The organism is Sphingomonas sp. P4_G3, from assembly GCF_056401105.1.
On record NZ_JBFUJZ010000003.1, the window covers coordinates 208096 to 232654 of the forward strand.

The 24559-nt window shown below is 64.9% G+C and carries 22 protein-coding genes; 14 read left to right on the plus strand and 8 right to left on the minus strand.

Going from position 1 to position 24559, the window contains the following annotated elements; all coding sequences use genetic code 11:
- Window positions 1–12: 12 nt before the first annotated feature.
- From AC1DQQ_RS09080 to AC1DQQ_RS09100, 5 genes are all read left to right on the plus strand, one after another.
- Window positions 13–444 (plus strand): hypothetical protein, encoded by a 432-nt coding sequence (locus tag AC1DQQ_RS09080; RefSeq protein ID WP_478044940.1) that lies wholly within the window; start codon window positions 13–15, stop codon window positions 442–444.
- Between the two features lie 254 nt (window positions 445–698).
- Entirely contained in the window at window positions 699–2363 is a 1665-nt protein-coding gene (locus AC1DQQ_RS09085) for an MFS transporter (protein ID WP_478044942.1), read from the plus strand.
- Window position 2364: 1 nt separating this feature from the next.
- Window positions 2365–3483 carry an HlyD family secretion protein gene (locus AC1DQQ_RS09090; protein ID WP_478044944.1) on the plus strand — a complete coding sequence of 373 codons (1119 nt, stop codon included), beginning with the start codon at window positions 2365–2367 and terminating at the stop codon, window positions 3481–3483.
- Window positions 3480–4895: an efflux transporter outer membrane subunit gene (locus tag AC1DQQ_RS09095; RefSeq protein ID WP_478039425.1), complete on the plus strand. Its 1416-nt coding sequence runs from the start codon at window positions 3480–3482 to the stop codon at window positions 4893–4895. The genes AC1DQQ_RS09090 and AC1DQQ_RS09095 overlap by 4 nt, the downstream gene beginning before the upstream one ends.
- A 389-nt stretch (window positions 4896–5284) precedes the next feature.
- Entirely contained in the window at window positions 5285–6733 is a 1449-nt protein-coding gene (locus tag AC1DQQ_RS09100) for an ATP-binding protein (RefSeq protein ID WP_478045274.1), read from the plus strand.
- Window positions 6734–6739: 6 nt separating this feature from the next.
- Here the strand turns inward: AC1DQQ_RS09100 and kynA are convergent, their stop codons facing one another.
- Entirely contained in the window at window positions 6740–7576 is an 837-nt protein-coding gene (gene kynA, locus AC1DQQ_RS09105) for a tryptophan 2,3-dioxygenase (RefSeq protein WP_478044946.1), read from the minus strand.
- Window positions 7573–8766, minus strand: coding sequence for a kynureninase (gene kynU, locus AC1DQQ_RS09110; RefSeq protein WP_478044947.1), 1194 nt, complete (start codon window positions 8764–8766; stop codon window positions 7573–7575). Before kynU ends, kynA begins: the two co-directional genes overlap by 4 nt.
- Before the next feature lie 182 nt (window positions 8767–8948).
- On the opposite strand from kynU, the gene AC1DQQ_RS09115 reads away from it, so the two are divergent.
- A complete protein-coding gene (locus tag AC1DQQ_RS09115; protein ID WP_478044949.1) occupies window positions 8949–9383 on the plus strand; it encodes a hypothetical protein in 435 nt (144 codons plus the stop codon).
- 79 nt (window positions 9384–9462) lie between these two features.
- The gene (locus AC1DQQ_RS09120; RefSeq protein ID WP_478044950.1) at window positions 9463–10161 is read left to right on the plus strand and encodes an NAD-dependent deacylase; all 699 of its coding nucleotides are present in this window, start codon (window positions 9463–9465) and stop codon (window positions 10159–10161) included.
- Between the two features lie 149 nt (window positions 10162–10310).
- Here AC1DQQ_RS09120 and era read toward each other — a convergent pair whose 3' ends face one another.
- From era to lepB, 3 genes are read right to left on the minus strand one after another with little or no spacing between them, the layout of a single operon-like run.
- Window positions 10311–11204, minus strand: a complete 894-nt coding sequence (gene era, locus AC1DQQ_RS09125; RefSeq protein WP_478030711.1) for a GTPase Era — start codon at window positions 11202–11204, stop codon at window positions 10311–10313.
- A complete protein-coding gene (rnc, locus tag AC1DQQ_RS09130) occupies window positions 11201–11965 on the minus strand; it encodes a ribonuclease III (protein WP_478044952.1) in 765 nt (254 codons plus the stop codon). The genes era and rnc overlap by 4 nt, the downstream gene beginning before the upstream one ends.
- Window positions 11902–12792, minus strand: a complete 891-nt coding sequence (gene lepB, locus AC1DQQ_RS09135) for a signal peptidase I (RefSeq protein ID WP_478039417.1) — start codon at window positions 12790–12792, stop codon at window positions 11902–11904. Before lepB ends, rnc begins: the two co-directional genes overlap by 64 nt.
- Window positions 12793–12911: 119 nt before the next feature.
- Between lepB and pgi the strand changes: the two genes are divergently transcribed.
- The 3 genes from pgi (at window position 12912) to AC1DQQ_RS09150 (ending at window position 16352) form a co-directional block, all read left to right on the plus strand.
- A complete protein-coding gene (pgi, locus tag AC1DQQ_RS09140) occupies window positions 12912–14402 on the plus strand; it encodes a glucose-6-phosphate isomerase (protein ID WP_478039415.1) in 1491 nt (496 codons plus the stop codon).
- An 89-nt stretch (window positions 14403–14491) separates the two neighbouring features.
- Entirely contained in the window at window positions 14492–15841 is a 1350-nt protein-coding gene (gene gorA, locus AC1DQQ_RS09145) for a glutathione-disulfide reductase (protein WP_478030719.1), read from the plus strand.
- A gap of 142 nt (window positions 15842–15983) precedes the next feature.
- On the plus strand, window positions 15984–16352 hold the full coding sequence (locus AC1DQQ_RS09150) for a hypothetical protein (protein WP_478039413.1): 369 nt from the start codon (window positions 15984–15986) through the stop codon (window positions 16350–16352).
- A gap of 214 nt (window positions 16353–16566) precedes the next feature.
- On the opposite strand, the gene AC1DQQ_RS09155 is transcribed toward AC1DQQ_RS09150, so the two are convergent.
- Window positions 16567–17397, minus strand: coding sequence for a TauD/TfdA dioxygenase family protein (locus AC1DQQ_RS09155; protein ID WP_478044953.1), 831 nt, complete (start codon window positions 17395–17397; stop codon window positions 16567–16569).
- Window positions 17398–17469: 72 nt separating this feature from the next.
- Between AC1DQQ_RS09155 and AC1DQQ_RS09160 the strand changes: the two genes are divergently transcribed.
- Complete coding sequence (locus AC1DQQ_RS09160; RefSeq protein WP_478044955.1) at window positions 17470–18126, plus strand: Crp/Fnr family transcriptional regulator; 657 nt, start codon at window positions 17470–17472, stop codon at window positions 18124–18126.
- Between the two features lie 157 nt (window positions 18127–18283).
- Here AC1DQQ_RS09160 and AC1DQQ_RS09165 read toward each other — a convergent pair whose 3' ends face one another.
- Entirely contained in the window at window positions 18284–18940 is a 657-nt protein-coding gene (locus AC1DQQ_RS09165) for an ArsR/SmtB family transcription factor (RefSeq protein WP_478044957.1), read from the minus strand.
- A 71-nt stretch (window positions 18941–19011) separates the two neighbouring features.
- On the opposite strand from AC1DQQ_RS09165, the gene AC1DQQ_RS09170 reads away from it, so the two are divergent.
- The 3 genes from AC1DQQ_RS09170 to AC1DQQ_RS09180 all read left to right on the plus strand — a co-directional run bounded on the left by AC1DQQ_RS09170 (window position 19012) and on the right by AC1DQQ_RS09180 (window position 21223).
- Window positions 19012–19317, plus strand: a complete 306-nt coding sequence (locus AC1DQQ_RS09170; RefSeq protein WP_478044958.1) for an NIPSNAP family protein — start codon at window positions 19012–19014, stop codon at window positions 19315–19317.
- Window positions 19314–19661: an antibiotic biosynthesis monooxygenase family protein gene (locus AC1DQQ_RS09175; protein ID WP_478044959.1), complete on the plus strand. Its 348-nt coding sequence runs from the start codon at window positions 19314–19316 to the stop codon at window positions 19659–19661. The genes AC1DQQ_RS09170 and AC1DQQ_RS09175 overlap by 4 nt, the downstream gene beginning before the upstream one ends.
- Before the next feature lie 128 nt (window positions 19662–19789).
- Window positions 19790–21223 carry a GH1 family beta-glucosidase gene (locus tag AC1DQQ_RS09180; RefSeq protein WP_478044960.1) on the plus strand — a complete coding sequence of 478 codons (1434 nt, stop codon included), beginning with the start codon at window positions 19790–19792 and terminating at the stop codon, window positions 21221–21223.
- A 124-nt stretch (window positions 21224–21347) separates the two neighbouring features.
- Here AC1DQQ_RS09180 and AC1DQQ_RS09185 read toward each other — a convergent pair whose 3' ends face one another.
- The gene (locus AC1DQQ_RS09185; RefSeq protein WP_478044962.1) at window positions 21348–24278 is read right to left on the minus strand and encodes a TIM-barrel domain-containing protein; all 2931 of its coding nucleotides are present in this window, start codon (window positions 24276–24278) and stop codon (window positions 21348–21350) included.
- Window positions 24279–24559 lie beyond the last annotated feature (281 nt).

Here is a 24559-nt window from a genome sequence, read left to right on the forward strand (position 1 = left end):
GGAGTCACCGTCATGGCAACCCCGCCCGCGGCGAGCGCGGAAGACACAGGAAAAGGTTCGCTTGAGTCCTGCTGTTTGGCAAAGAAATCCTGTAGGAACGATAGGTTGGCTTACGCGCAAATTTTGCCGGCCGTCAATGTGTCCCCGGGGAATTCGGTCCATATCGGCGTCGTTTCGGCGTTTTGGCGAGCCGCTGCTAAGGAAACTGACGACAGGGGAAGCGCTCTGGTTGCGCCGCAGCGAAAGCGCGAGCGCGCCGCCGACCGCGAACAGCAGCAGGACGAAGCCGGCGATCGTCACCGAACGCAATACCAGGCTGCGGCGCTGGCTGCATTAGACGCCGGCGGTCAGGCTGGCAAAGACGACCGCCGTCTCGATCGGTCCAATCGTGACGAAACTAGACAGGATGCTCGAAGCGACCTGCATCGAGAGGGAATGCGGTGAAGAGATTGTGATCGTGGCTCAGCGCCCGCGCCGCTAGGCGATGGTCGAGGAAGGGAAGTGGAGAGCGGCCCGGAGGCCGCACTCGCGATGTCAGATCGTCGGCGCCGCGTCGTGCGGCTTTGCCGCCGCGAAAGCTAAACTTCGGGAGTGTTCTGGACTTTCGCCCTCACCAGCCTGCGCTACTGGCCAATCGAGCGAAAGCTGATAACTCTGGGCGGCCGGCGGTGGGTGGCCGGGATGCCAGGGGCAGATGCGTGACGGACTATGTCTTCAAGCCGCACGAAAGGCCGACGCTGCCCGGGTCGCCGGCCAATCCCGATCACCCGGCAAGCCGCCGGTTGCTCTATTTCCTGATCGGTTGCCTGATCGGGATCACCGGCGGACTGGGCAATGCGCTGGTCACGGTAAACCTGAATTTCGCGCAGGGGACGCTCGACCTCTACACCAATGAGATCGCCTGGCTGACCGGCGCCTATTTCATGACCAACGTCACCGCCAATTTGTTGCTGGTCAAATACCGCCAGCAATTCGGGCTGCAGCCGTTCATCCGCTATTCGCTGGTCGTCTATGCCGCGACGACGCTGATGCATTTGTTCGTCCACGATTTCTGGACGTCCGTAGCGGTGCGGGCGATGAGCGGTATCGCGGCGAGCGGCCTGACGACCTTGACGATCCTCTATTTCTTCCAGTCGCTGCCCGCGGCCAAGCGCCTCGCCGGGGTGATGATCGGGATCTGCATCCCGCAACTGGCGACGCCGTTCGCCCGGATTCTGTCGCCGCACCTGCTCGAATGGGGCGATTGGCACAATCTCTACTGGCTGGAATTGGGGCTGGCGCTGGCGACATTGGCGGCGGTGATGAGCCTGCCGTTACCCCCTAGCGAGCGCGAAAAAGCGTTCGAGCCGGCCGATTTCCTGACCTTCGGGCTGCTCGCCCCGGGGCTGTGGCTGCTGATCGCGGTCCTGTCGGAGGGGCGGATCGAATGGTGGACCGACCAGCCCTGGATTGGCTGGGCGCTCGCCGCCAGCATCGCGCTGATCGCGGGCGCGGTGATCGTCGAACACCAGCGCGCCAATCCGCTGATCAATACGCGCTGGCTGGGCAGCCGCGAGATCGTACGATTGATGGTGGTCGCCGCGTCGGTACGCATCCTCCTGTCCGAACAGGCATTCGGGTCGGTTGGCCTGCTCAACGTGCTCGGGCTGATCAACGACCAGATGGTCACCTTGAACTGGATCATCGTGCTCGCCTCGATCGCCGGACTGGTCACCGCGGTGCTGACCTTCCGACCGAGCGACGTCGGACTACCGATCAGTATCGCGGTGATCCTGATCGTGATCGGCGCGTTCATGGACGCCGATGCCACCAACCTGACCCGGCCGAGCAGCTTCTATGTCAGCCAGGCCCTGATCGGCTTCGCCTCCTTGCTGTTCCTGGCCCAGGCGATGGTGATCGGCATCGCGCGAACCTTGCTCGCCGGCGGCCGCAACTTCGTCAGTTTCGTCGTGCTGTTCGGCTTGAGCCAGAGCGTCGGCGGATTGCTCGGCGGCACGTTGCTCGGCACGTTTCAGGTGATGCGCGAGAAATTCCATTCGCACGAACTGGTCCAGCGCATCGTGGCGACCGATCCCCTGGTCGCGGCGCGGCTGCGCGCGAGCGGCGGCGCGATCGCCGGCGTAGTGGGCGATCCAACCTTGCGCAGCGCCCAGGGCGCGGCCCTGCTGAGCCAACAGGTCTCGCGCGAGGCCAATATCCTGGCGTTCAACGACGTTTTCCTGTTGGTCGGGGTGCTTGCCATCCTGATGGCGCTGTGGGGTTTCGTGATCCGCTGGTCGATCTGGCGGCGTGGCGAAGCATCGCCGGTTGTGTTGCTCCAGCAGCAGATGCAGGCTCAGGCGCAAGCGCAAAAGGGGCAATGAGATGAGCGACCAACCGTTGCCAGCGGAACCAGTACCCGACGCTCAGGTCGATCCAGCACCATCGAGTTGGCGTCCGCCGGCCAAGTCGCGCGCGACCGTGGCGGCGATCATCGTGCTCGCACTCTGCGCGATCCTGGCGATCCTCTATGCGTGGCGGTTGCCGCCCTTCGCCGGCTGGTCGGAAAAGACCGACAATGCCTATGTCCGTGGTCGCGTCACGATCATCAGTCCGCAAGTCAGCGGCTATGTGATGCACGTCACCGTTCAGGACTTTGCCGAGGTCAAGGCAGGCCAGGTGCTGGCGACGATCGACGACCGCATCTATCGCGCCCGCGTCGCCCAGGCCGAAGCCAATGTCGCGGCACAGCAAGCCTCGTTGGCCAATTCGGCGCAGGCGCAACGCTCGCGCGAAGTCGCGACCGAAGCGCAGAATGCCGGCATCGCCAACGCCCAGGCGCAATTGGTCAAGGCGCAGGCCGATATGCGCCGCGCCCGCGCGCTGGTCGCCGATGGATCGATCTCGACGCGCGAATTCGACCAGACCCGCGCCGCCTTGCTGGCCGCCCAGGCCGGCGTGCGCCAGGCCCAGGCCAGCCGCGCGATCGGCACGCAGGACGTCCGCACTGTCGTCGTCGGTCGCGCCGGGCTGGAGGCATCGGTCGAATCGGCCAAGGCGCAGCTTCGCCTTGCCCAGATCGATCTCGACAACACGATCATTCGCGCGCCGGTCGATGGCCAATTGTCCGAGATCGGGGTGCGCGACGGCGCCTATGTCACCGCCGGCACGCAATTGCTGTCGATCGTGCCGCACAATGTCTGGGTGATCGCCAATTACAAGGAGACACAGACGCGCGACATGGCAATCGGCCAGCGCGCGACGTTCAAGGTCGATGCGCTTGGCGGGGCGCGGCTCAACGGCCGGATCGAGAATTTGTCGCCGGCGGCGGGATCTGAATTCTCGGTACTCAAGCCCGACAATGCCACGGGCAATTTCGTCAAGGTCGCGCAACGTATCGCGGTCCGCATCGCGATCGACCCGAGACAGGCCGCGGCGGCGCGGCTCAGGCCCGGCATGTCGGTCGAGGTCAGCATCGACACGCGTGGCGGGCGGCAACGATGAAGCTGCGGTACGCCACGCCGCTGCTCGCGCTGGTGGTAGCGCTGGCGTCCTGCGCCGGCCCTCCGGTGAGGACCGCCGCGGTGCCGCCGGTGGCGCCGCCTCCAACCTGGCGCACCGATGCCGGTCCGGTGGCGCCGATCGACCGCGCCTGGTGGCAGTCGTTCGGCGACCCGGCGATGACTGCGCTGATCGACAAGGCGCTGGCCAACAACACCGATATCGGCGCCGCAATGGGGCGGGTGCGCGAACTGGAGGCCAATCTGGCGCTCGCGCGCGCGCAATTGCTGCCGACGATCGATGCCAGTCTCAGCGGCGCGCGGTCGCGCTCGGTCAACGCGTTCGGCCTGCCGTCGGTGCAGAATGCCGCGCAACCCCAGGTCCAGGCCGCTTACGAGGTCGACCTGTTCGGCCGGCTCGCCGACCAGAAAGCAGCGGCCAGGGACGCCTGGTTCGCCGGCCAGGCGGCGCGCGATTCGGTGCGGCTATCGGTCGCCGCCGCGGTGGCGAGCGGCTATATTTCCCTGCGCGGGCTCGACGCCCGGCTGGAGGTCGCGAAGGCCACCGTCACGGCGCGGGCGGAATCGCTCCGGCTGGCGAAGTCGCGGGTTGGGCGCGGCTATTCGCCCAAGCTCGAGCTCCAGCAGGCGCTGGCCGAATATGACGCCACCGCGCAGATCGTGCCACAGATCGAGCTCGCCATCGCGCGGACCGAGGATTCACTCAGCCAGCTGACCGGGGAGACGCCGCAAGCGATCGATCGCGGCCTCCCGCTCGACCGATTGGCCGTACCGCTTGTTCCCGCCGGACTGCCGTCGGAATTGCTGCGCCGGCGGCCCGACGTGGCGCAAGCCGAGTTCCAGCTCGCCGCGTCGGACAAGTCGCTCGCCGCCGCGCGCAAACGCTTCCTGCCGCAAGTCAGGCTTAGCGCCGCCGCCGGTGCCGCCTTTTCCACCCTGCTCAAGGACCCGATCACGATCTGGTCCGTTGGCGGCAGCATCCTGGCCCCGCTTTTCGAGGGCGGCCGGCTGACCGCGCAGGCTGAAGCGGCCGGCGCGCAGCGCGACCAAGCGGCGTTCTCCTATCGCCGCGCCGCACTGACCGCGTTCCGCGAGGTCGAGGATGCCTTGGCCAGCGCCAAGCGGCTCGACGAGCAAGTGGGCCTCGCCCGCGCGCAGCAGGATGCGCTGGCGGAAGGACTACGGCTGGCGACCAACCGCTATCGCGAAGGCTATTCGCCTTATCTCGAACAGCTCGATGCCCAACGCGGGCTGCTCGGCGCCCAGCTGTCGCTGATCCAGCTTCGTTCCGACGCACTCACCGCGCGCGTCCAACTGTTCCAGGCAATGGGCGGCGGCTGGCAACGATGCCCGACGGCGGGAGATACCTGCGTGCCGGAAATTGCCGGCTATTGATCGAGCCCGGCCTAACCCGCCGGGCTTTTTCATGATATGTGTGCGCCGCATGTGGAGCCGACTGCCTCTGCCATTGCGCTCTTTCCTGTCCACGATCTCGGCGTTCGCCGCCGGCTATCTGATCGCAGTAGGTGCGTATGACATATGGCGTGGCCGCGCCGATCCCCCGTCAATCTTCATCGCGTCACTCTTTGTTGCAATCGCGGTGGGCAGTGCGTTGCGCAGCTTCAAGATCAAAAACACCGACGAGCCAACTACTGACCCTGCCTAGAATTGGGTCAAGCAGGTATATAGGTCCCTTCAGGGCAGGGGCTTAAAGTACATAATCCGCAGCTTTTTTCGCCGTCACGGCTTGCCCTTCGATGGCGGTTGCCACCATGCGCGGGGCAATGACGTTCCAGATCGATATGGGGATCGATTCGAGCGGCCGGCCGGCATGCGTCGATCTCGAAGAACTTCTCGCCACCCGTTTGCTCGTCCAGGGCAATTCGGGATCGGGTAAGTCGCATCTGTTGCGCCGCCTGCTCGAAGGCAGCGCGCGCCAGGTGCAGCAGGTCATCGTCGATCCCGAGGGCGACTTCGTCACTTTCGCCGGCCCCTATGGTCACGTCGCGATCGAGGCGGTCGATTATTCGCTGGCCGAGATTGCCCGCTTCGCGGCGCGTTGCCGCGAGCATCGCACCTCGGTCGTGCTCAGCCTCGAAGGGCTCGAAATGGAAGGGCAGATGCGTTGCGCCGCGACCTTCCTGTCGGCGTTGTTCGATGCGCCGCGCGACTATTGGTATCCGGCGCTGGTGGTGATCGACGAGGCGCAGATCTTCGCGCCGGCGGCCGGGGCCGAAGTCGCCGAGGACGTCCGCCGCGCCTCATTGGGCGCGATGACCAACCTGATGTCGCGCGGGCGCAAGCGCGGACTAGCCGGGATCATCGCCACGCAACGATTGGCGAAACTGTCGAAGAACGTCGCCGCCGAAGCGAGCAACTTCCTGATGGGACGGACCTTTCTCGACATCGACATGGCGCGCGCCGCCGATCTGCTCGGCATGGAGCGGCGCCAGGCCGAGGCGATCCGCGACTTGCCGCGCGGTACCTTCCTGGGGCTTGGCCCGGCGGTGGCGCGGCGCCCGGTGACGATCCGCATCGGTGAGGTCGAGACCAGCGCGCGCAGTTCGAGCCCCAAGCTGGTGCCGCTCCCCGACCAAAGCCCGGCCGAGGACATGCGCGACTTCATCCTGGCGCCGGTCGAGGAAACGCTGTCGCTTCCGCTGCCTCCCCCGCCCCCGCCGCGCCCGGCACCCGCAGCCGAATTGCTCGAGGCGCTGGCCGCGACTCCCGCGGCCGAGCCCGAGGATGCCGACCCGGTCGATGCCCATGCGGTCATGGCCGATGCGCTGCACGGCATCGTCGCCGATCCCGACAGCGCGCTGCGTCCCGCCGCCGCCTTGTTCCAGGATTTCCAGGTACGCTGCCGGATGGCCGGGCTGCGCCGCATCGCGCTCGACCCGTCGAGCTTCGCGCGCCGGCTGGCCGCGGCGCGCGCGGGAATCTACCAGCCCGAGGACGAGCAATGGGCGCCGGCGATGACCGCCGCCGCCGCGGTGCCCGACGAGATGCTCGGCGCCTTCCTGCTGATCGCCCGCGCCGCACGCGAAAACGCCCCCTGCCCGAGCGACGAGGAGATCGCGCGCATCTATGGCACCAGCTCGCTCGGCCGCGCGCGCCGCGTGCTCGCTTATATGGAGGATCGCGACGTCATCGTGACGCGCACCGATCTGTCGGGGCGGCGGTCAGTGACGATCCCGCGCCTCGGCTGGACGACCGCGTCGACCGACGCGTGACGCGCGCTAAAGTTCGGTCCGCACGTGCCATAATTCGGGAAACAGCTCGACTTCGAGCATCCGGCGCAAATAGGCGACGCCCTGGGTGCCGCCGGTGCCACGCTTGAGGCCGATCACGCGCTCGACCGTGGTGACGTGGTTGAACCGCCAGCGCCGGAAATAATCCTCGAGATCGACCAGTTTCTCGGCCAGTTCGTAGAGCGGCCAATGCGTATCGGGATCGCGGTAGATCGCTGCCCAGGCAGCGCGAAGCTTGTCGCTTTCGACGCGCTGCTCACCCAGGTCGGCACGCTCCGGTCCGACGTCGAAGCCGGAGCGCGCAAGCAGGCGGATCGCCTCGTCATACAGGCTCGGCCGCGACAGGATGCCTTCGAGCTCTGCCATGACCTCGGCGCGGTGGGCGTGCGGCTTGAGCATCGCGGCATTGCGATTGCCACAGAGGAATTCGATCGCGCGATATTGATGCGACTGGAACCCCGAGGACTGGCCGAGATCGGCACGGAATTCGGTATATTCGCTCGGCGTCAGCGTGCGCAGGACGTCCCAGGCATTGTTGAGCTGTTCGAGGATGCGCGAGACGCGCGCGAGCATCTTGAAGGCATGCGGCAATTTGTCGTTGGCGATCGCGTCGCACGCCGATTCGAGTTCGTGCACCGCGAGCTTCATCCACAGTTCCGACGTCTGGTGCTGGATGATGAACAGCATCTCGTCATGCGCGGCAGAGCGCGGCTGCTGTGCGCCGAGGATCAGGTCGAGGCGCAGATAGTCGCCATAGGCCATCTTATCGGCGAAGTCGGTTTCTGGCCCGCCGGCGTCGCCGGCATTTGAATGGTGGTCGGTCATGTCACTTTGGACCGCGTGGCATAGGCGGGGTCGTCCCACAAGCGCTCGGTCATCACACGTTCGAGCACTTTCGCCGCCGCGACGACATCCTCCTTCGACAGATAGAGCGGGGTGAAGCCGAAGCGGATCAGATCGGGCGCGCGGAAATCGCCGATCACATTGTTGGCGATCAACGCCTGCATGATCGCATAGCCTTGCGGGTGGCGGAACGAGACCTGGCTGCCGCGCGCCTGCGGGTCGCGCGGCGAGGCGAGCGTCAGGTCAGGGCAACGCGCCTCGACCTCGGCGATGAAGCGCTCGCTCAAGCCGATCGAGGCGGCGCGGACATCGGCCATATCGACCCCGTCCCACGCATCGAGCGCGGCATCGAGCACCGCCAGCGCCAGCACCGGCGGCGTGCCGACGCGCATCCGCTCGACGCTGGCATGCGGGCGGTAATCCAGGTCGAACGCGAACGGCGCTTCATGCCCCATCCAGCCGGACAGGATCGGCCGCGCGCTGTCGGCAAAGCGCGGCGCGACATAGATGAAGGCGGGCGCGCCGGGGCCGCCGTTGAGATATTTGTAGGTGCAACCAACCGCGAAATCCGCATCAGCGGTGGTCAGGTCGACCGGCACCGCCCCGGCCGAGTGCGCGAGATCCCACACCGTCACCGCGCCCGCCGCATGCGCCCTGGCGGTCAGCGCTTTCATGTCGTGGCAGCGGCCGGTGCGGTAATCGACTTCGGTGATCAACGTCACCGCGACGCTCTCGTCGATCGCACCTTCGACGTCTTCGGGCTCCACCAACCGCAATTCAAGCCCGCCGCCCAGCGCCTGGAGCAACCCGCTGGCGATATAGAGGTCCGAGGGAAAGTTGCCGGTGTCCGACAACACCACCTTGCGATCGCGCCGCAGCGCCAGCGCAGCGGCGAGCGCCTGGAACACCTTGACCGACAAAGTATCGCCAGTCGCCACGCTGCCCTCGGGCGCGCCGATTAACTTGCAGATGCGGTTACCGACGCGCGCAGGCAAATTGATCCAATCGGCTGTGTTCCACGCCTTGATCAGTTGATTACCCCATTCGCTCGTCATCACCTCATGCACGCGCGCCTCCGCCGCGAGCGGCAGCGGCCCGAGCGAATTGCCGTCGAGGTAAAGCACACCCCCGGGCAGATGGAACAACCGCCGGGTCGTCGCGAAATCGGTCATTCGGCCTCCGCCAGAATCCACTCGCCGAACGCGGCGATCTGGAGTCACCTATACGCTCGGTGCGGCACAGGAAGCAGAAGCACACGCTGGTGTCGACCTTGATCGAAAGGACTTAACTAACCGAAAATGCCCTTCAGGCGCGTGACGGCGTTGATGGGTGAAGCGGAGATCGCGGTGGCGGCGTGGCCGGTCGCATCATAATTTTGGCGGTACAACGATCGATTGGGGTGGCGATGCTGGAGATAAAAGACGGGGGGTCGGAGTTCCATATCTCGAAGGGGAGACTCGTCGGATGCGGATTCAGCCTTTTGGTTTTTCCGATTTTCCTGGCGTTCATCCCATTCCATCAAATCAACCGCGGCGTTGCGGCTGCGATGCTCACATTCGATCTGCTGACGGTATTGTATGTAAAACGTCGCATCATTCACGACGCGCGTTTCACAGCGACGATGATATTCTTGTTCTTGGTAGAGGTGTTTATTGCAATGCAACCGAAGATCGAAACTTTCGACCCCACCTTGCTTGCAGTCTTCCTTGCCGTCCCGGTCGGATTTTTCATGATATTTGTGGCTGGCTTGGTCGAGAAGATATTCAATATTGGATCACCGGGCTCATGATGCTGAGCTAGGTTGCGCATCGCGCGACCGCCGCTCCTCCGTGGTGGCCGATGGCGATGTGTTTGATTAGACCAGCGCAATGACAGACATCCACAACATCGTCATCCTGACCGGCGCGGGCATTTCCGCCGAGAGCGGTATTGCAACGTTTCGTGGACCGGGCGGGCTGTGGGAAGGGCATCGGGTCGAGGATGTCTGCACGCCGCAGGCGCTGACGCGCGATCCTGAGTTGGTGCACCGCTTCTACGACCTCCGGCGTGCGGCGCTGGCCGGGGTCGACCCCAATCTGGCGCATCATGCGCTGGCCAGGCTAGATGCCGAGTGGACGGGCGAGTTGTTGATCGTCACGCAGAATGTCGATGATCTGCACGAGCGCGCGGGCGCCAAACGGCTGCTTCATATGCACGGCGAGTTGAAGTCGGCATTGTGCGCGGTGTGCGAGCACCGCCAGGTGTGGGAAGGCGAGATGCCACCGGGGACAATCTGCGCGGCGTGCGGCGCGACGGCGGTGCGGCCCGACATCGTGTTCTTCGGGGAGATGCCTTACGCGATGGATGTGATCGAGCGCGCGATCTCCCGCGCCGATCTGTTCGTATCGGTCGGGACGTCGGGCGCGGTCTATCCGGCGGCGGGGTTCGTCCAGACCGCGAAGTATCACGGGGCGCGGACGCTGGAGCTCAACCTCGATCGATCCGAGGGCAGCGGGTGGTTTCACGAGAGTCGCTTGGGGCCGGCGGGAGTGCTGGTGCCGGAGTGGGTGGAGTCGGTGCTGGCCTAGTCACACTCGTCATCCCAGCGAAAGCTGGGATCTCAAGCCGCATCGCATACCGCACGAGACCCCAGCTTTCGCTGAGGTGACGGGAGGGTAGGCCGCGCTGAGGGAAGAGTTAGCTGGGGCGACAGAAGTATGCCGGAGTGACCGGAGGGTCAGTCGACCCAATCCAACCCGATATCGCGATAGACCTCGCGATCCTCGTCCCAGCCCGGCTTGACCTTGACGTGCAGGTACAGATGCACCGGGCGATCGAGCAATTCGTTCAATTGCGCCCGCGCCCGCGCGCCGATCTCCTTGATCCGGCTGCCGCCTTTGCCCAGCACGATCGCACGCTGGGTCGGGCGTTCGACCAGGATCTGCTGGCGGATCTCGACCGATCCGTCTTCGCGTTCGGTGAACGCCTCGGTCTCGACCGCGCTGGCATAAGGCAATTCGGCATGGAGCTGGAGGTAGAGCTGTTCGCGCGTCACTTCGGCCGCCATCGCGCGTTCGGTCGCGTCGCTGACCTGATCCTCGGGGAAATGCCATGGCCCTTCGGGCATGGCGTAGCTCAACGCCTGTTTGAGTTCGGCCAGACCGTCGCCGGTCGAGGCTGAGACGAAGAAGGTCTCATCGAAATGCGTCGCCGCGTTGATCCGCTCGGCATGGACCAGCAGCCGAGCCTTGTCGGCGATATCGACCTTGTTGAGCACCAGGAACTTGCGTTCGGGGCGGCCCGCGATGCTCTCGACGATCGGCATCACCTTGGGGCCGAGCCCGCCCTTGGCATCGACTACCAAAGCGGTCACGTCGGCCCCCTCGGTCCCACCCCAGGCGGCCGCGACCATCGCGCGGTCGAACCGGCGCTGCGGTTCGAAAATGCCCGGCGTGTCGACCAACAGGATCTGCGTCTCACCCTCGATCGCCACACCGAGCAGCCGCGTGCGTGTGGTCTGCGCCTTGGGGCTGACGATCGCGACCTTCTGCCCGACCAGCGCATTGACCAGGGTCGACTTGCCGGCATTGGGCGCACCGAGCACGGCGACGAGGCCGCAATGTTGCGTCATGGTTGCACCTGCGCGAGGAGCACGCGGGCGGCGGCGGTTTCCGCTTCCTGCTTGCTCGATCCTTCGGCGTCGGCGCTGGCGAAGGCACCGAGCGACACGCGCACCGTGAAACGCGGAGCGTGCTGCGGGCCGGATCGCGTGATGACTTCGTAGACCGGCGACTTGCGATTGTGCGCGGCGGCCCATTCCTGCAGCGCCGATTTGGGGTGTTGCGGCGCGCGGGCATCGGCATGGACGCGATCGGCCCAGCGCGCGCGGACGAAATCGCGCGCCGGCTCGAACCCGCCGTCCAGATAGAGCGCACCGATCAGCGCCTCCATCACGTCGCCCAGCACATTGTCGCTATCGGCAGCGCCATCGTCGCGCGCCTGTTTGCCCAGCCCGAGGAAGGGCCGCACCCCGATCTCGCGCGCGACGTCGGCGCAGACCGGCCCGGTGACCAGCGCGTTGAGGCGTTTCGACAAGCTGCCCTCAGGCTCATCGGGGAACAGTTCGTACAACCATTCGGCCATGGCCAGCCCAAGTACGCGGTCGCCGAGGAATTCGAGCCGCTCGTAATTCGCGCTCGCCTGGCTGCCATGCGTCAGCGCGCGCTCGAACCGCGCGAGGTCGCCGGGCGCACGGCCGAAGGTCGCGACGATCCAGCCGGCAAGTTCCTTGGTCGTCACGTGGCTATTCCCCGATCGAGGGGCAGCGGTCAAAAGCCCTGTCCCAAGCGGCTCCAGCGCGCCGCCGAGAACCAGGTCCAGGGCAGCAGCCATTGCGCATTGCCGTCGGTCGACCAGAAAGTGACGACTGCCTTGCCCTCCAGATTCTCCAGCGGGACCATGCCGATCGCACCATTTTCCTGCGCGGGAAAGCGGCTGTCGCCCGAATCGTCGCGATTGTCGCCCATCAGGAAGACGTGGCCGGCGGGCACCGTATAGACATCGGTATCGTCGCGGTCAGGGAATTCGCCGCGGTCGAGTACGGTGTAGCTGACCCCGTTGGGCAGGGTTTCCTTGAACTGCATGTAGCGGCAGATCGGCGTGCCCGCGCTGTCGGTCGCCTGGAATTCGGCCGGGCATTCCTTGCCGGCGGGATAATTGGGCGTCAGCGGGATGACGAAGTCGGCGACACGCACCTTGGGCACCGCGACGCCGTTCAGGATCAATTGGCCGTGGCGCATCTGGATGGTGTCGCCGGGCAGGCCGATGACGCGCTTGATATAATCCTGATCATTGCCCGGCGGCGCCTTGAACACCACGACGTCGCCCGGCGTCGGATTACGGCCGAGGATTCGCCCCGGGATCAGCGGCACGCTGAACGGCAGCGAATGCTTGGAAAAGCCGTAATTCCATTTCGAGATGAACAGATAGTCGCCGATATAGAGCCGCGGCAGCATCGATTGCGACGGAATCGAGAAAGGCGAGAACAGAAAGCTGCGGAAGATCACAACGACGACGACCAGCTTGATGATGAAGCTGAACGTGTCTTTCCAATCCTCTTCCTTCTTGGGTTTCTTGGCGGCGGGCGCAGGCGTGCCGGCGGGCGCCACAACGGGATCGAGCGCGGCGTCGGTCGGGGTCGCCTGAGGTGTATCGGTCATGGCGCGCGGTTTGCGCATCCGCGTTGCGCGCGTCAAGCTTAGCTCGGGACGCCGCGCTTCCTTGAACGGGACGGCCGGAACGCCCATTGAGGCCCCAGTGTCGAATAAGGAACCCAAACATGGCCGATTGGAGCGAGATCGAGGCGCTGAAGCGCATCCCCCTGACCAAGCTGTTCGCCGACGATCCCGAGCGGCTGGGCAAATATTCGGCCGACGTTTCCGGCATTCATTTCGATTGGTCGAAGACGCATCTGACCGATGAGGCGATCAAGGCGTTCGAGAAACTGGCCAAGGCGAGCGACCTCGCCGGCAAGCGCGAGGCGCTGTTTTCGGGCCAGGTGATCAACGTCACCGAGAACCGCGCCGTCACCCACACCGCCGAGCGCGGCGAAGGTGCCAAGGACGACGTCGCCGCGGCGCAGGCACTCCACGCCCGGATGCGCGCGCTGATCGACGCGATCGAGGCCGAGGCGCTGGGGCCGATCCGCAATATCCTGCACGTCGGGATCGGCGGGTCGGCGCTGGGTCCCGATCTGCTGATCGACGCGCTGGGGCGCGACGCCAATCGCTACGAAGTGGCGATCGTCTCGAACGTCGACGGGCTGGCGCTGGAGGAAGCGTTCAAGCGGTTCGACCCGAGCGCGACCGTACTGGCGATCGCGTCCAAGACCTTCACCACCACCGAGACGATGCTCAACGCCGAAAGCGTGATCGAGTGGATGCAGGCGGGCGGAGTCGAGGACCCTTATGGCCGCGTCGTCGCGCTGACCGCCGATCCCGACAAGGCGATCGAATGGGGCGTCGACGAGACCCGCGTCCTGCCGTTCGCGGATACGGTCGGCGGGCGCTATTCGCTCTGGTCGTCGATCGGTTTCCCGGCGGCAATGGCGCTCGGTTGGGACGCTTTTTCCGAACTGCTCGAGGGTGCGGCCGAGATGGACCGCCATTTCCGGCTGTCGGCGCTGCACGAAAACGTCCCCGCGCTCGCCGCCTTCACCGACCTGCTCTACACCCAGGCGTTCGGCTGCGAGACGCGCGGCGTCTTCTGCTACGACGAGCGGCTGCGGCTGCTCCCCTCCTATCTCCAGCAACTCGAGATGGAATCGAACGGCAAGGGGGCGACGATCGAGGGCAAGCCCGTCGGTCGTCCAACCGCGCCGATCACCTGGGGCGGGGTCGGCACCGACCAGCAGCATGCGGTGTTCCAGTTGCTCCACCAGGGCACGCATCTCGTCCCGCTCGAATTCATCGGCGTGATCGAACAGGCCGATACGCTGAGCGAGGACCATCACAAGACCCTGCTCAACAGCATGTTCGCGCAGGGCGCCGCGCTGATGAAGGGCCGCGAGAATCCCGACGACCTCGCCCGCGCCTATCCCGGCGACCGGCCGTCGACCACCTTGCTGCTCGACGAACTCGACGCGCGCACCCTTGGCGCGCTGATCGCCTATCACGAGCATCGCGTGTTCGTGTCGGGCGTGCTGCTCGGGATCAATTCGTTCGATCAGTTCGGCGTCGAATTGGGCAAGGAAATGGCCAAGGCGGCGGCCAAGGGCGGCGGCGATTTCGACGCCTCGACCCAGGATTTGATCAAGCGGGCGTTTGGGTAACAACCGTCATCCCAGCGAAAGCTGGGATCTCAGGCGGGGAAATACGGCACGAGACCCCAGCGTTCGCTGGGGTGACGAAGGAAGAGTGAATGGCTGACTACGACTACGACCTGTTCGTCATCGGCATCGGATCTGGCGGCACGCGCGCGGCGCGGGTAGCGGCGGCGCATGGCGCGCGGGTCGCGGCGGCGGAGGAATATCGCGTTGGCGGCACCTGCGTGATCCGCGGCTGCGTTCCCAAGAAGCTGCTCGTCTATGGCGCGCATTTCGCCGAAGATCTGATGGACGCGCGGCGCTTCGGCTGGGATGTCCCGGCCGACTGCAAGTTCGATTGGAAGACGCTGACCGGCAATGTGTTCGAGGAAGTCGACCGGATCAGCAAGGCGTACAACACCACGCTCGACAGCCATAAGGTCGAGGTCATCAACGAGCGCGCCGAGCTGACCGGCCCCAATTCGATCCGCCTGGCATCGGGACGCGAGGTCACCTCCAAATACATATTGATCGCGACCGGCGCGCGGCCGCACATCCCGACCTGCCCCGGCCACGAATACGGCATCACCTCGAACGAGGCGTTCCACCTGGAAAGCGTGCCCAAGCGCATCCTGATCGCGGGGGCCGGTTATATCGCCAACGAATTCGCCGGCATCTTCCACGAATTCGGCGCCAAGGTGACCCTGATCAACCGCAGCGACCAGATCCTGCGCGGCTATGACGAGCAGATCCGCGACCGGCTGCTACAGATCAGCATGATGAAGGGGATCGATTTCCGCTTCAACGCCAAGTTCGAAGGGATCGAGAAGCAGGCCGACGGGTCCTTGAAGGTGTCGATGTCGAACCATGCGCCAATCGAGGTCGATTGCGTGATGTTCGCCACCGGCCGCGTGCCCAATACCGAGAATCTCGGGCTCGACGCGGCGGGAGTCGAACTCAATGAGAAAGGCGCGATCAAGGTCGACGAGGACAATCGCTCGACCGTGTCGAGCATCTACGCCGTGGGCGACGTCACCGACCGCATCCAGCTGACCCCGATCGCCATCCGCGAAGGCCAAGCCTTTGCCGACACGATCTTCGGCAACAAGCCGACCAAGGTCGATTATCACTGCGTCCCCGCCGCGGTGTTCAGCCACCCGCAGATGGCCGGCGTCGGCTTCACCGAGAGCCAGGCCAAGATAAAATTCGGTTCGGTCAAAGTCTATGTCAGCGACTTCCGCCCGATGAAGAACGTCCTGGCCGGCCGCAACGAGCGCGCGCTCTACAAGATGATCTGCGACGGCGAGACCAACAAGATCCTCGGCATCCACATGATCGGGCCGGAGGCGGCGGAGATCCTCCAGGCGGCGGCGGTCGCGGTGAAAGCGGGACTGACCAAGGACGCGTTCGACCAGACGGTGGCACTGCATCCGACGATGGCGGAGGAATTGGTGCTGATGAAGTAGCGGACGGCCCGGATTTGCCCGCGGCAAATCCGGGACTCGTCACGTCGGGCGGCGGGCCGCACGTCCGACGGCGTGGCGCACGACGGCCGGCGCGACGTCACTATCCCTGGAACGCAGGCATCGGACAGGATAGAAAGCGCGCATGGGCTCGTTCGTGCAAAGCTGTGCCGCGCGCACGCCGTACAGGATAGCGTCGGTCATCTTGTTGCTTGCCGCCTTCGGGCTTCCTGCGATCCTCAACATGCTGGGCGGTCCCGACTGGATCGGCGCGCTGATCGGAATCGCGCTCTACATCCTGCTGATCGTGATCACATATTACCGGCTACGCGACGCAGCACTGGCGGGTGCGTGGATCGGCCTGATGATCATCAGCTTTAATGTCGGGCCGGGATGGCACGGCTGGCACATCGGTAGCCTGGTCAATCTCGTGCCGATCGTCCTCGCCTGGACCGTGAAACGCGGTGCCGGCGCTCACCCGCAGGCGGCGCGACCGGACCAGCTCAGGGCCTGATCACGCTGCAAATCCGACATGCTCCCATCTGGCGCGGTCGCCTTCGATCCAGCTTAACGCCTTAAATCTGGCGCGATTTCCTCTCCCTTTGGGAGAGGAAGGGGCCCGCTCGGCGCAGCCGAGTTGGAAGGTGAGGGCAGGCTGGTGGGCGTCGCTATGCCCTCACCCTTCCGCGCCTTCGGCGCTCCCTCTCTCTCCCAAAGGGAGAGGGAATTCAGCTCAACGCCACCCCCGAAATCGTAATGCGGTGCATCACCCTCCGATGCCCCTGATAATCGTTCATCGCGCAATGCCAGGTCGAGCGATTGTCCCAGATCGCGAGCGAGCCCGGCGCCCATTGCAGCCGACATTGGAACTCCGGCCGCATGCCGACCGAATAGAGATAGGCGAGCAACGGCATGCTCTCCTCGCGCGTCCAGCCTTCGAAATGGAGCGTGAAGGCGGGGTTGACGTAGAGGATCTTGCGGCCCGTCACCGGGTGGCGGATCACCACGGGATGGACCGCATTGGCGCGGATCTCATGCCCCTTGAGATCGGCGGCCTGGTCGGTCTTCGCGTAGATGCCGTCATGGCCATAGATGTGATCGGCCGAATGCACCGCCCGCAGCCCCTCGAGCGTCGCCTTGAGCCCGTCCGACAGCGAATCATGGGCCGCGCCCAGGCTCGCAAACAGCGTGTCGCCACCGGTCGGCGGGGTTTCCCGCGCGAGCAGGATCGAGCCCATTGCCGGGACCTGATCATAGCTGTGATCGGTATGCCAGCCACCGCCGATATTGGTGGTCTGCGTCTCGGCCTTGCGCACCTCGGCGATCTCGGGGTGGCCGCCGTTCGCCGGGAAGTAATTGTTGATGTCGATCGTGCCCCAGCGCCGAGCGAAGGCGATATGATCCTCAGGCGTCAGCTCCTGATCGCGAATGAACAGCACGCCGCGATCGGCGAGCGCCGCCTTGAGCGTTTCGATCTCGGCGTTGTCGAGGTCGCGCAGGTCGATGCCGCTGGCTTCGGCGCCGCAATGATCGGCGATCGGGCGAATCTGGATGGTCATGAGTCCTCTCCTTTGCCCGCGACACTATCGCGCCGCTTGCGACTGAATTGCTACGATCGTAGCAATTGACCGATGGAATTGCTCAACACTCTGCGCCACGGCCGCTGGTTTGCCACGCTCGACCCCGCGCTCGCCGCCGAACTGATCGCAGCCGGACGTGTCGCCATGCTCGACGCCGGGCAATGGATCTATTCGGAGGGCGATGAGGAGCCGGGTTTGTGTCTAGTAATCGAGGGCGTGTTGCGACTGGAGGCGAGCGTCGGCCCCGACCGCGACGTGCTGCTCGGGCTGGCGGGGCCGGGCCAGGCGATCGGCCAGTCCCGACGCTTCGGCGGCGGACGGCGGATCGTGACCGCGCGCGCCCAGCGTGCGGCGCGCGTGCTGCTGGTCCCCGACGCCGCCTTGCCGGGGATCGCGGCGCGCCAGCCGGGTGCGTGGCCGGCGACGATGGCCTTGCTCTACGACCAGCTAGACGTCGCGGTGCATAATGCGGCGCTCAACCTCTGTTTGTCGCCGCGCGAACGCGTCGCGGCGCGGCTGGCACAACTGGCCGACGACAAGGGTGAGGTTCCCGCGACCCAGGCCGATCTCGCCGAAATGTGCGGGCTCAGCCGCAAATCGGCGAGCGGGCATATTCTGGCACTGGCCAAACGCGGCTGGGTCGCGCCGGGCTATCGGTCGCTGCGGGTGCTCGACGCGGCGGCGCTACGCGGCGTTGCGGGGATCTAGGCCATATCGACGTTACGATTCTCCCCTCCCTGCAAGGGAGGGGATCAAGGGGTGGGTTTGGCGACGGCCTATGAGTCTTTGTGAGCGCGCGGACACGCGCACCCACCCCCAACCCCTCCCTTGCAGGGAGGGGAGCTGGAAAACTGAATGCCTCACCCTAAAGCCCGAACAACCGGTCGAACGCCGCCGCGCCGCGCTGGCCGAAATCGATCACCCTGCCCTCGCCGCGCCGTGCCCAGCCTTCGTCGAGCGCGCGGCTCAAGATCTGCGCACCGAGCGCACCGCCGAGATGGTGCCGCCGCTCGCTCCAATCGAGACAGGTGCGGCAGAACGGCCGCCGCCCGTCCCCGCGTACGAACCCACGCTCGGCAAGCCAGGCGCGACCGGCATCGGTCAGTCCGTGGTCGACCATCATCCCCTCGTCCGCCAGCTTCGCCGCCACCGCCACCGCGCGCGCGCCGGCGAGATGGTCGTAGCACACCCGCGCCTCGCGCAGCGCCGGATCGCGCGGTCCCGTCCGCACCCTGACCGCGCCGGTGCGCTGGGCAAGCTCCATCAGCGCCTCGAGCGCGGTGGCGACATCCGGCCCCGACAGCCGCAGATAGCGATGCCGCCCCTGTTTCTCTGCGGCGAGCAGCCCCGCCGTCTCCATCCGCGATATATGCCCGCTCGCGGTCGGCAGGGTGATGCCCGCGACCTGCGCCAGCTCGCTCACCGTCAGCGCGCGTCCATCCATCAGCGCGGTCAGCATGTTGGTGCGTGCGGGGTCGCCGATCAGTGCGGCGATTTCGGCGATATAGGGTCCTTCTCTCATGGTTCGATCTGTACCGAACCATCGCCGCGGCCGGAATCGCTAAAGTGCCCGCACACTTTGGAGAAGACCGAATGATCACCTGCTTCATCCGCTACGATATCGAGCCCTGGGGCCGCGACGCGTTCGTCGATTATGCCCGCGCCTGGGGCCAGGCGATCCCCGAATGCGGCGCCGATCTGATCGGCTATTTCGCCCCGCATGAGGGATCGGCGACCACCGCTTATGGCGTCTACAACATCGAGAGCCTGGCCGAGTACGAAGCCTATCGCGCGCGGCTCAAGGACCATCCGCTCGGGCGCAAGAACTTCGCCTTTGCGCAGGGCGAGCGCTTCATCCGGCGCGAGGACCGCATCTTCCTGGCGAGGGTCGACCGATGATCGCGGTGATCTTCGAGGTCGAGCCCGCCGCGGGACAGCGCGACAGCTATCTCGACATCGCCGCACGGCTGAAACCCGAACTGGAGGCGGTCGACGGCTTCATCTCGGTCGAGCGGTTCGAGAGCCTGGCCAATCCCGGCAAAATGCTGTCGCTGAGCTTCTTTCGTGACGAGGCGGCGGTGGCCGCGTGGCGCAACACCGAGGACCATCGCCATGCGCAGGCGGCGGGGCGCGGCGGGGTGTTCGCGGATTATCGGCTTCGCGTGGCGCGGGTGCTGCGGGACTATGGGATGGAGGAGCGGGACGAAGCACCGAAGGACAGTCGCGCGGCGCATCAGATTTAGGTGCTATTGGTTACGCGACCCCAAGCTAAAATATAGCGTTGACTATTGTTTTGATGCGCTCTTTGATCAGGCTAACTACCCCGCTTGTGCCGCCGCGGCCGAGACCATGGGGAGGTGGGAGAGCGAGCATGCGGAGGCGTGAATTCGTACTGGCGACGGGCGCGACGATCGCGGCACCTGGCCTGATCGCGGCGTCGAAGTCCGGGGCACAACCCGCCATGCCGGCGTTCCCACGCGATTTTCTATGGGGAGTGGCAGCGTCCTCCTATCAGATCGAAGGCGCCGTAAACGAGGACGGTCGCGGCGCGTCGATCTGGGACACGTTCTGCCGCCAACCCGGTACTATCGCGGGTAACGCCAATGGCGACATCGCGTGCGATCACTATCATCGTTATCGCGAGGACGTGGAGTTGATCGGCCAACTCGGCGCGCGGGCCTATCGGTTCTCGATCGCATGGCCCCGGATTCAAGCCGAGGGCCGCGGCGCGGCCAATCCCAAGGGTCTCGATTTCTATTCGCGGCTGGTCGACGAATTGCTGGCCAAGGGCATCGCGCCGATGCCGACGCTGTTTCACTGGGATTTGCCGCAAAAGTTGCAGGATGCCGGCGGCTGGCAGAACCGCGACACGTGCGATCGGTTCGCCGATTATGCGCGCATCATGGCGGAGCATCTCGGCGATCGCGTGCCGCGCTGGATCACGCATAACGAGACCTTCATGCACCATGTCCTCGGGCACGTTCTCGGCGTCAACGCGCCGGGGCTGAAGCTCGACATGCCGCAATCCTTCCCGGTCGCGCATCACTTGCTGTTGTCGCACGGCAAGGCCGTCCAGGCGCTCCGCGCGACGGTGAAACGCAAGGCGCAGATCGGCATCGCCCAGAATTTGGCGATGGTGCGGCCGGCCGATCCGGCGCGGGACGAACCGGCTGCCCAGGCAATGACGCTCTATTATTGGGGATTGCACGTCGATCCGCTGCTGCTCGGCCGCTACCCCGCCGAATTGCCCGCTTCCCTCACCGCGACGGCGGTCCGCGACGGCGACCTCGCGGCGATCGCGCAGCCGCTCGATTTCCTCGGCGTCAATTATTACAACACCAACTTCATGCGCGTCAGTCCGCCGGGCAGCGCCCAGCCGATCGAGGAAGCGCCGCCGCCGGCGAAATTCGCGCGAACCGCGATGGGCTGGCCAGTCGATCCGCAGGGAATGACCGACCTGCTGCTGGGGTTACGCGATCGCTACGGCTCCGCCTTGCCCCCGATCGTGATCACGGAAAACGGCGCGGCCTTCACCGATGATGTCGTGCGAGGCGCGGTGCATGACGCCGACCGGATCGCGTTCCTCGACGCCCATATCCGCGCGGTCAGGAAGGCGATGGACGCCGGCATCGATGTGCACGGCTATCTGGTGTGGTCGATCCTCGACAATTTCGAATGGGCCGACGGCTATGGACCACGCTTCGGCCTCGTGCGCGTCGATTACGCCACGCAACGCCGGACGCCGAAGGATTCGTATTATTGGTATCGCAAGCTGATCGCGGATCAGACCGGTGCCGCGAAATGATGGATTTCGGCGACGTGGGTATCGCGGCTGGCTTGCATTCGAGCGACTTTCATCAACCTGACCATCAAAGCACATGCCGACCGGCTATGAAGGCTGAGGCGCATTTGGCGACGTCCATTCGGCATCAAAAACGGACCGCCATCGGGCGGCCGGCATAGGTGATGCGCTTGGCGGCCGCGGCGGGGGCCAGCCCACCCTGGCCGGCGGTCGCAACAAGCACGAGATCAAGCTCCCGCGTCTTCACTATGCCCGGAAACGCCCCCTGCCGCGCACCGACCCTCAGGGTGCGGGCTTTGTCGTCCCAGACGAGATCGTATGTCGCGCGCTGACCCTTCTCGTAATCGTAGGTCTCGTTGTCGTCCTCATAAACCGTGAACCGGGCATCGGCGCCCGGATAGATGCGCACCTCATAAGGGGCGTCAGCCTGGGCGGTGGCATATTGCACTTCCGGCCCCATCGGCACGATCGAGCCGGCGCGGACATAAAGCGGGACTATGTCGAGCGGCGCGTCCCGCGTCACCGTTCGCCCGCCGGAGAGACGCTGGTTGTTCCAGAAATCGAACCAGTCAGCACCCTTGGGCAGATAGGTCGAAACCGAGGTATCGAGTACCTGGGTAGCGTTTCCCGTAGCGTTCAACTCGCTCGGCAGTCGCCAGCCGAAGCGCAGCGAACGATTGCCGCCACCCTGAAAATACTCGATCTTGACGGCAACCTGCTGCCCCTTGCGGAAGGACAGTTTGGCGCCCTCGTAGCGCGCGGCGCCAACCTGCCAGTTCGACACTATCGTCTTGCCGTCGACGATCAGGCGGAACCCGTCATCGCCTTCCAGCCCAAGTTCGTAAGTGCCGTCCTCGGGCGCGGTCAGCGTGCCTTGCCAGCGGACCGAAAAGTCACTGAGGCTGGCGAGGCCGCCGGGAATGTCCGCTAGGGGCGGGTCGGGCCAGTTGTGATCGATCTTGGTATCGACGAAGCGGCCTTTCGGCGTTTCGAACTTTTCGCCCTCGAAATACTGGCCGGCAAGCCCCGGCCGGCCATCGGGCGTGCGCAGATACTCGGTCGGCACCGTCGCCGCCGGCGGCGGCAGGATGTGATACATTGCTCGCGTTACGGGATGGACGAGCAAAGATGGCCCGAACATGAAGCTGTCGTCGATCGTGTCGGTCGCCCGATCGTCGGGGAAGTCCATCATCAGCGGCCGCATCAGCGTGTAGCCCGCCGACGTGACCTTCCAGCTCAAGCCATAGATATAGGGTAGCAGCCGATAGCGCAGGCGCGTGCTGTCGAGCAGCGAGGCATAGACTTGCGGGTCGAGCGTCTTGAAACGCCAGGGCTCGCGCTCGACGTCGGTGCCGTGAATGCGCATGATCGGGTTGAACGCCGCGAACTGCAACCATCGCGCGAACAGCTCTCGCCATGCCGGATTCTGCTCGCCGCCGGGGAAATCTGAAACGAAGAAGCCGCCAGTGTCGTTGGTCCAATAGGGGTTGCCCGTCACGGTCACGTCGACGCCACCGGCGATCTGCTGCTTGAGCGTTTTCCAGCTCGCGGAGATGTCGCCGCTCCACGACGCCGCGCCCGTACGCTGTGCGCCGGCCCAAGCCGATCGGGTGAGGGTAAAGACGCGCTTGTTGCTCGTCGCGCGCTCGCCGTCATAGGTCCCCTGCGTCGTCAGCAACGAATAGGGGTTGAGATAGCGCGAGAAGTCGCCGAGCGCGTTGGAGCCGAGCGCCTTGGTGTCGCGGATATTGTCGGCCGCGTTCCACATGGCGCTGCTCACCTCGACCTCGGTGCCGTCCATCCACAATGCATCGACGCCTTGATCGAGCAGGCCTGACTTGATGTACTTGAAATAGATTTGCCGCCCGAGCGGGCTATAGGCGTCGTAGACACGCGCATGCTTCGAGATCCAGTGCAGCGGCTCGAAGCGCAGATGGTGCGCGTCCAACGCGCGCGCGAGCGTGGTATCGTTGCCGATCGACGGCCAGATCGACACCATCAGCTTCAGGTTCATGTCGTGGAGCTGGCGAGTCATGCTGCCCGGATCGGGATAGCGGGTCGGGTCCCATGTCATCCCGCTCCAGCTGCCGTCTTTGTCCGAGCCCCAATATTGCCAGTCCTGTACGATGTAATCGAGCGGGAACCTCTCCTTGCGGAAGGTGCGCGCGATATCGAGCAGCTGCGCCTGGGTCTTGTAACGCTCCTTGCTCATGAACAGGCCGAACGCCTGCTTCGGATACATCGGCACCTGTCCGGTGAGTGCACGATAGGCGGCGACCACGTCGTCCGCCGACGTGCCCGCCATGAAGTAATAATCGACGCCCCCCGGCGCGCTTTCGGCCCAGAGGGAGGCGCCGCCCGCATCATCCTTGAAGCGCATCTGGGAATAAGTATCCCACATTATGCCGTAACGCCGGGTCGACATCATGACGGGAATGATGATGCCGACATTGGTCTGGACGAGGAGCAGGTCCTTGCCGCGCCGGTTGCTGGTATCGTCGCCAGTGAAACCGAAGCCGTAGATCGCCTCGTCCGGGCGCAGGGTGAAGCTGTTGGTCGCCTCATAGCTAGGGGCGCCCGCGATGGTGACTTTCTTCAGCTCCTGCGGCCCATCCGCCTTTTCCTGAGTGAAGAGCCCCCCCTTCGGATCGAGGAAGCGCAAGGCCCCTGTCGCCTTGTCCACCTCGATCCGCAGCTTCTGACCGATGATCGCCAGGGTTCTCGGCGTCTCGGCGATCGTGAAGGGAACCGGCTGCGGTTTCTTGACAATGACGATGCTGGGCGCCGTCCAGTAATTCTCGCCCAGATTGGCGTTCACCCGCACCGTGTCGGGGCCGTAGAAGATGATATTCTTGGTGACACCATTGACATGCAATTGCAGGCCATCGGCGAGGCGTTGGTAAGCGAAGGCACGGTCGCCTTTTGGCGAGACTAGCTTGAGGTGCCCATTCGCATCGAGTCCTGTCGGAATCTCCTTCGCGTTGGCCGCGCCGCTACCGGCGATCAGCGCTATCGCCGCCACACGGAGCGCGAAAACCACGATACTGCCGCCGCCCATCCGGTTCTCTCCCACTTCAATTGTTCGCTACGGCCTTGCTTGGAAGGGCGCGCCGACTATGATAGCGCTATCAGTTGCAAAACATGCCCTGCATGGCAATCGCCAAATGGGATCGGCACGACGAACATTCCGCGGGCCGCCGACGGCTGTCCAGATTCGCGAGTGATTGATCTCAGTAAAGGGGTTGTTGCACGTGTTGTCTAATTGATATTGGCATGATGTGGTTTTTCTCAAGTATGCGCGACCGTCATCTATGGTTGTCTTCGAGGTCATCGACTGAC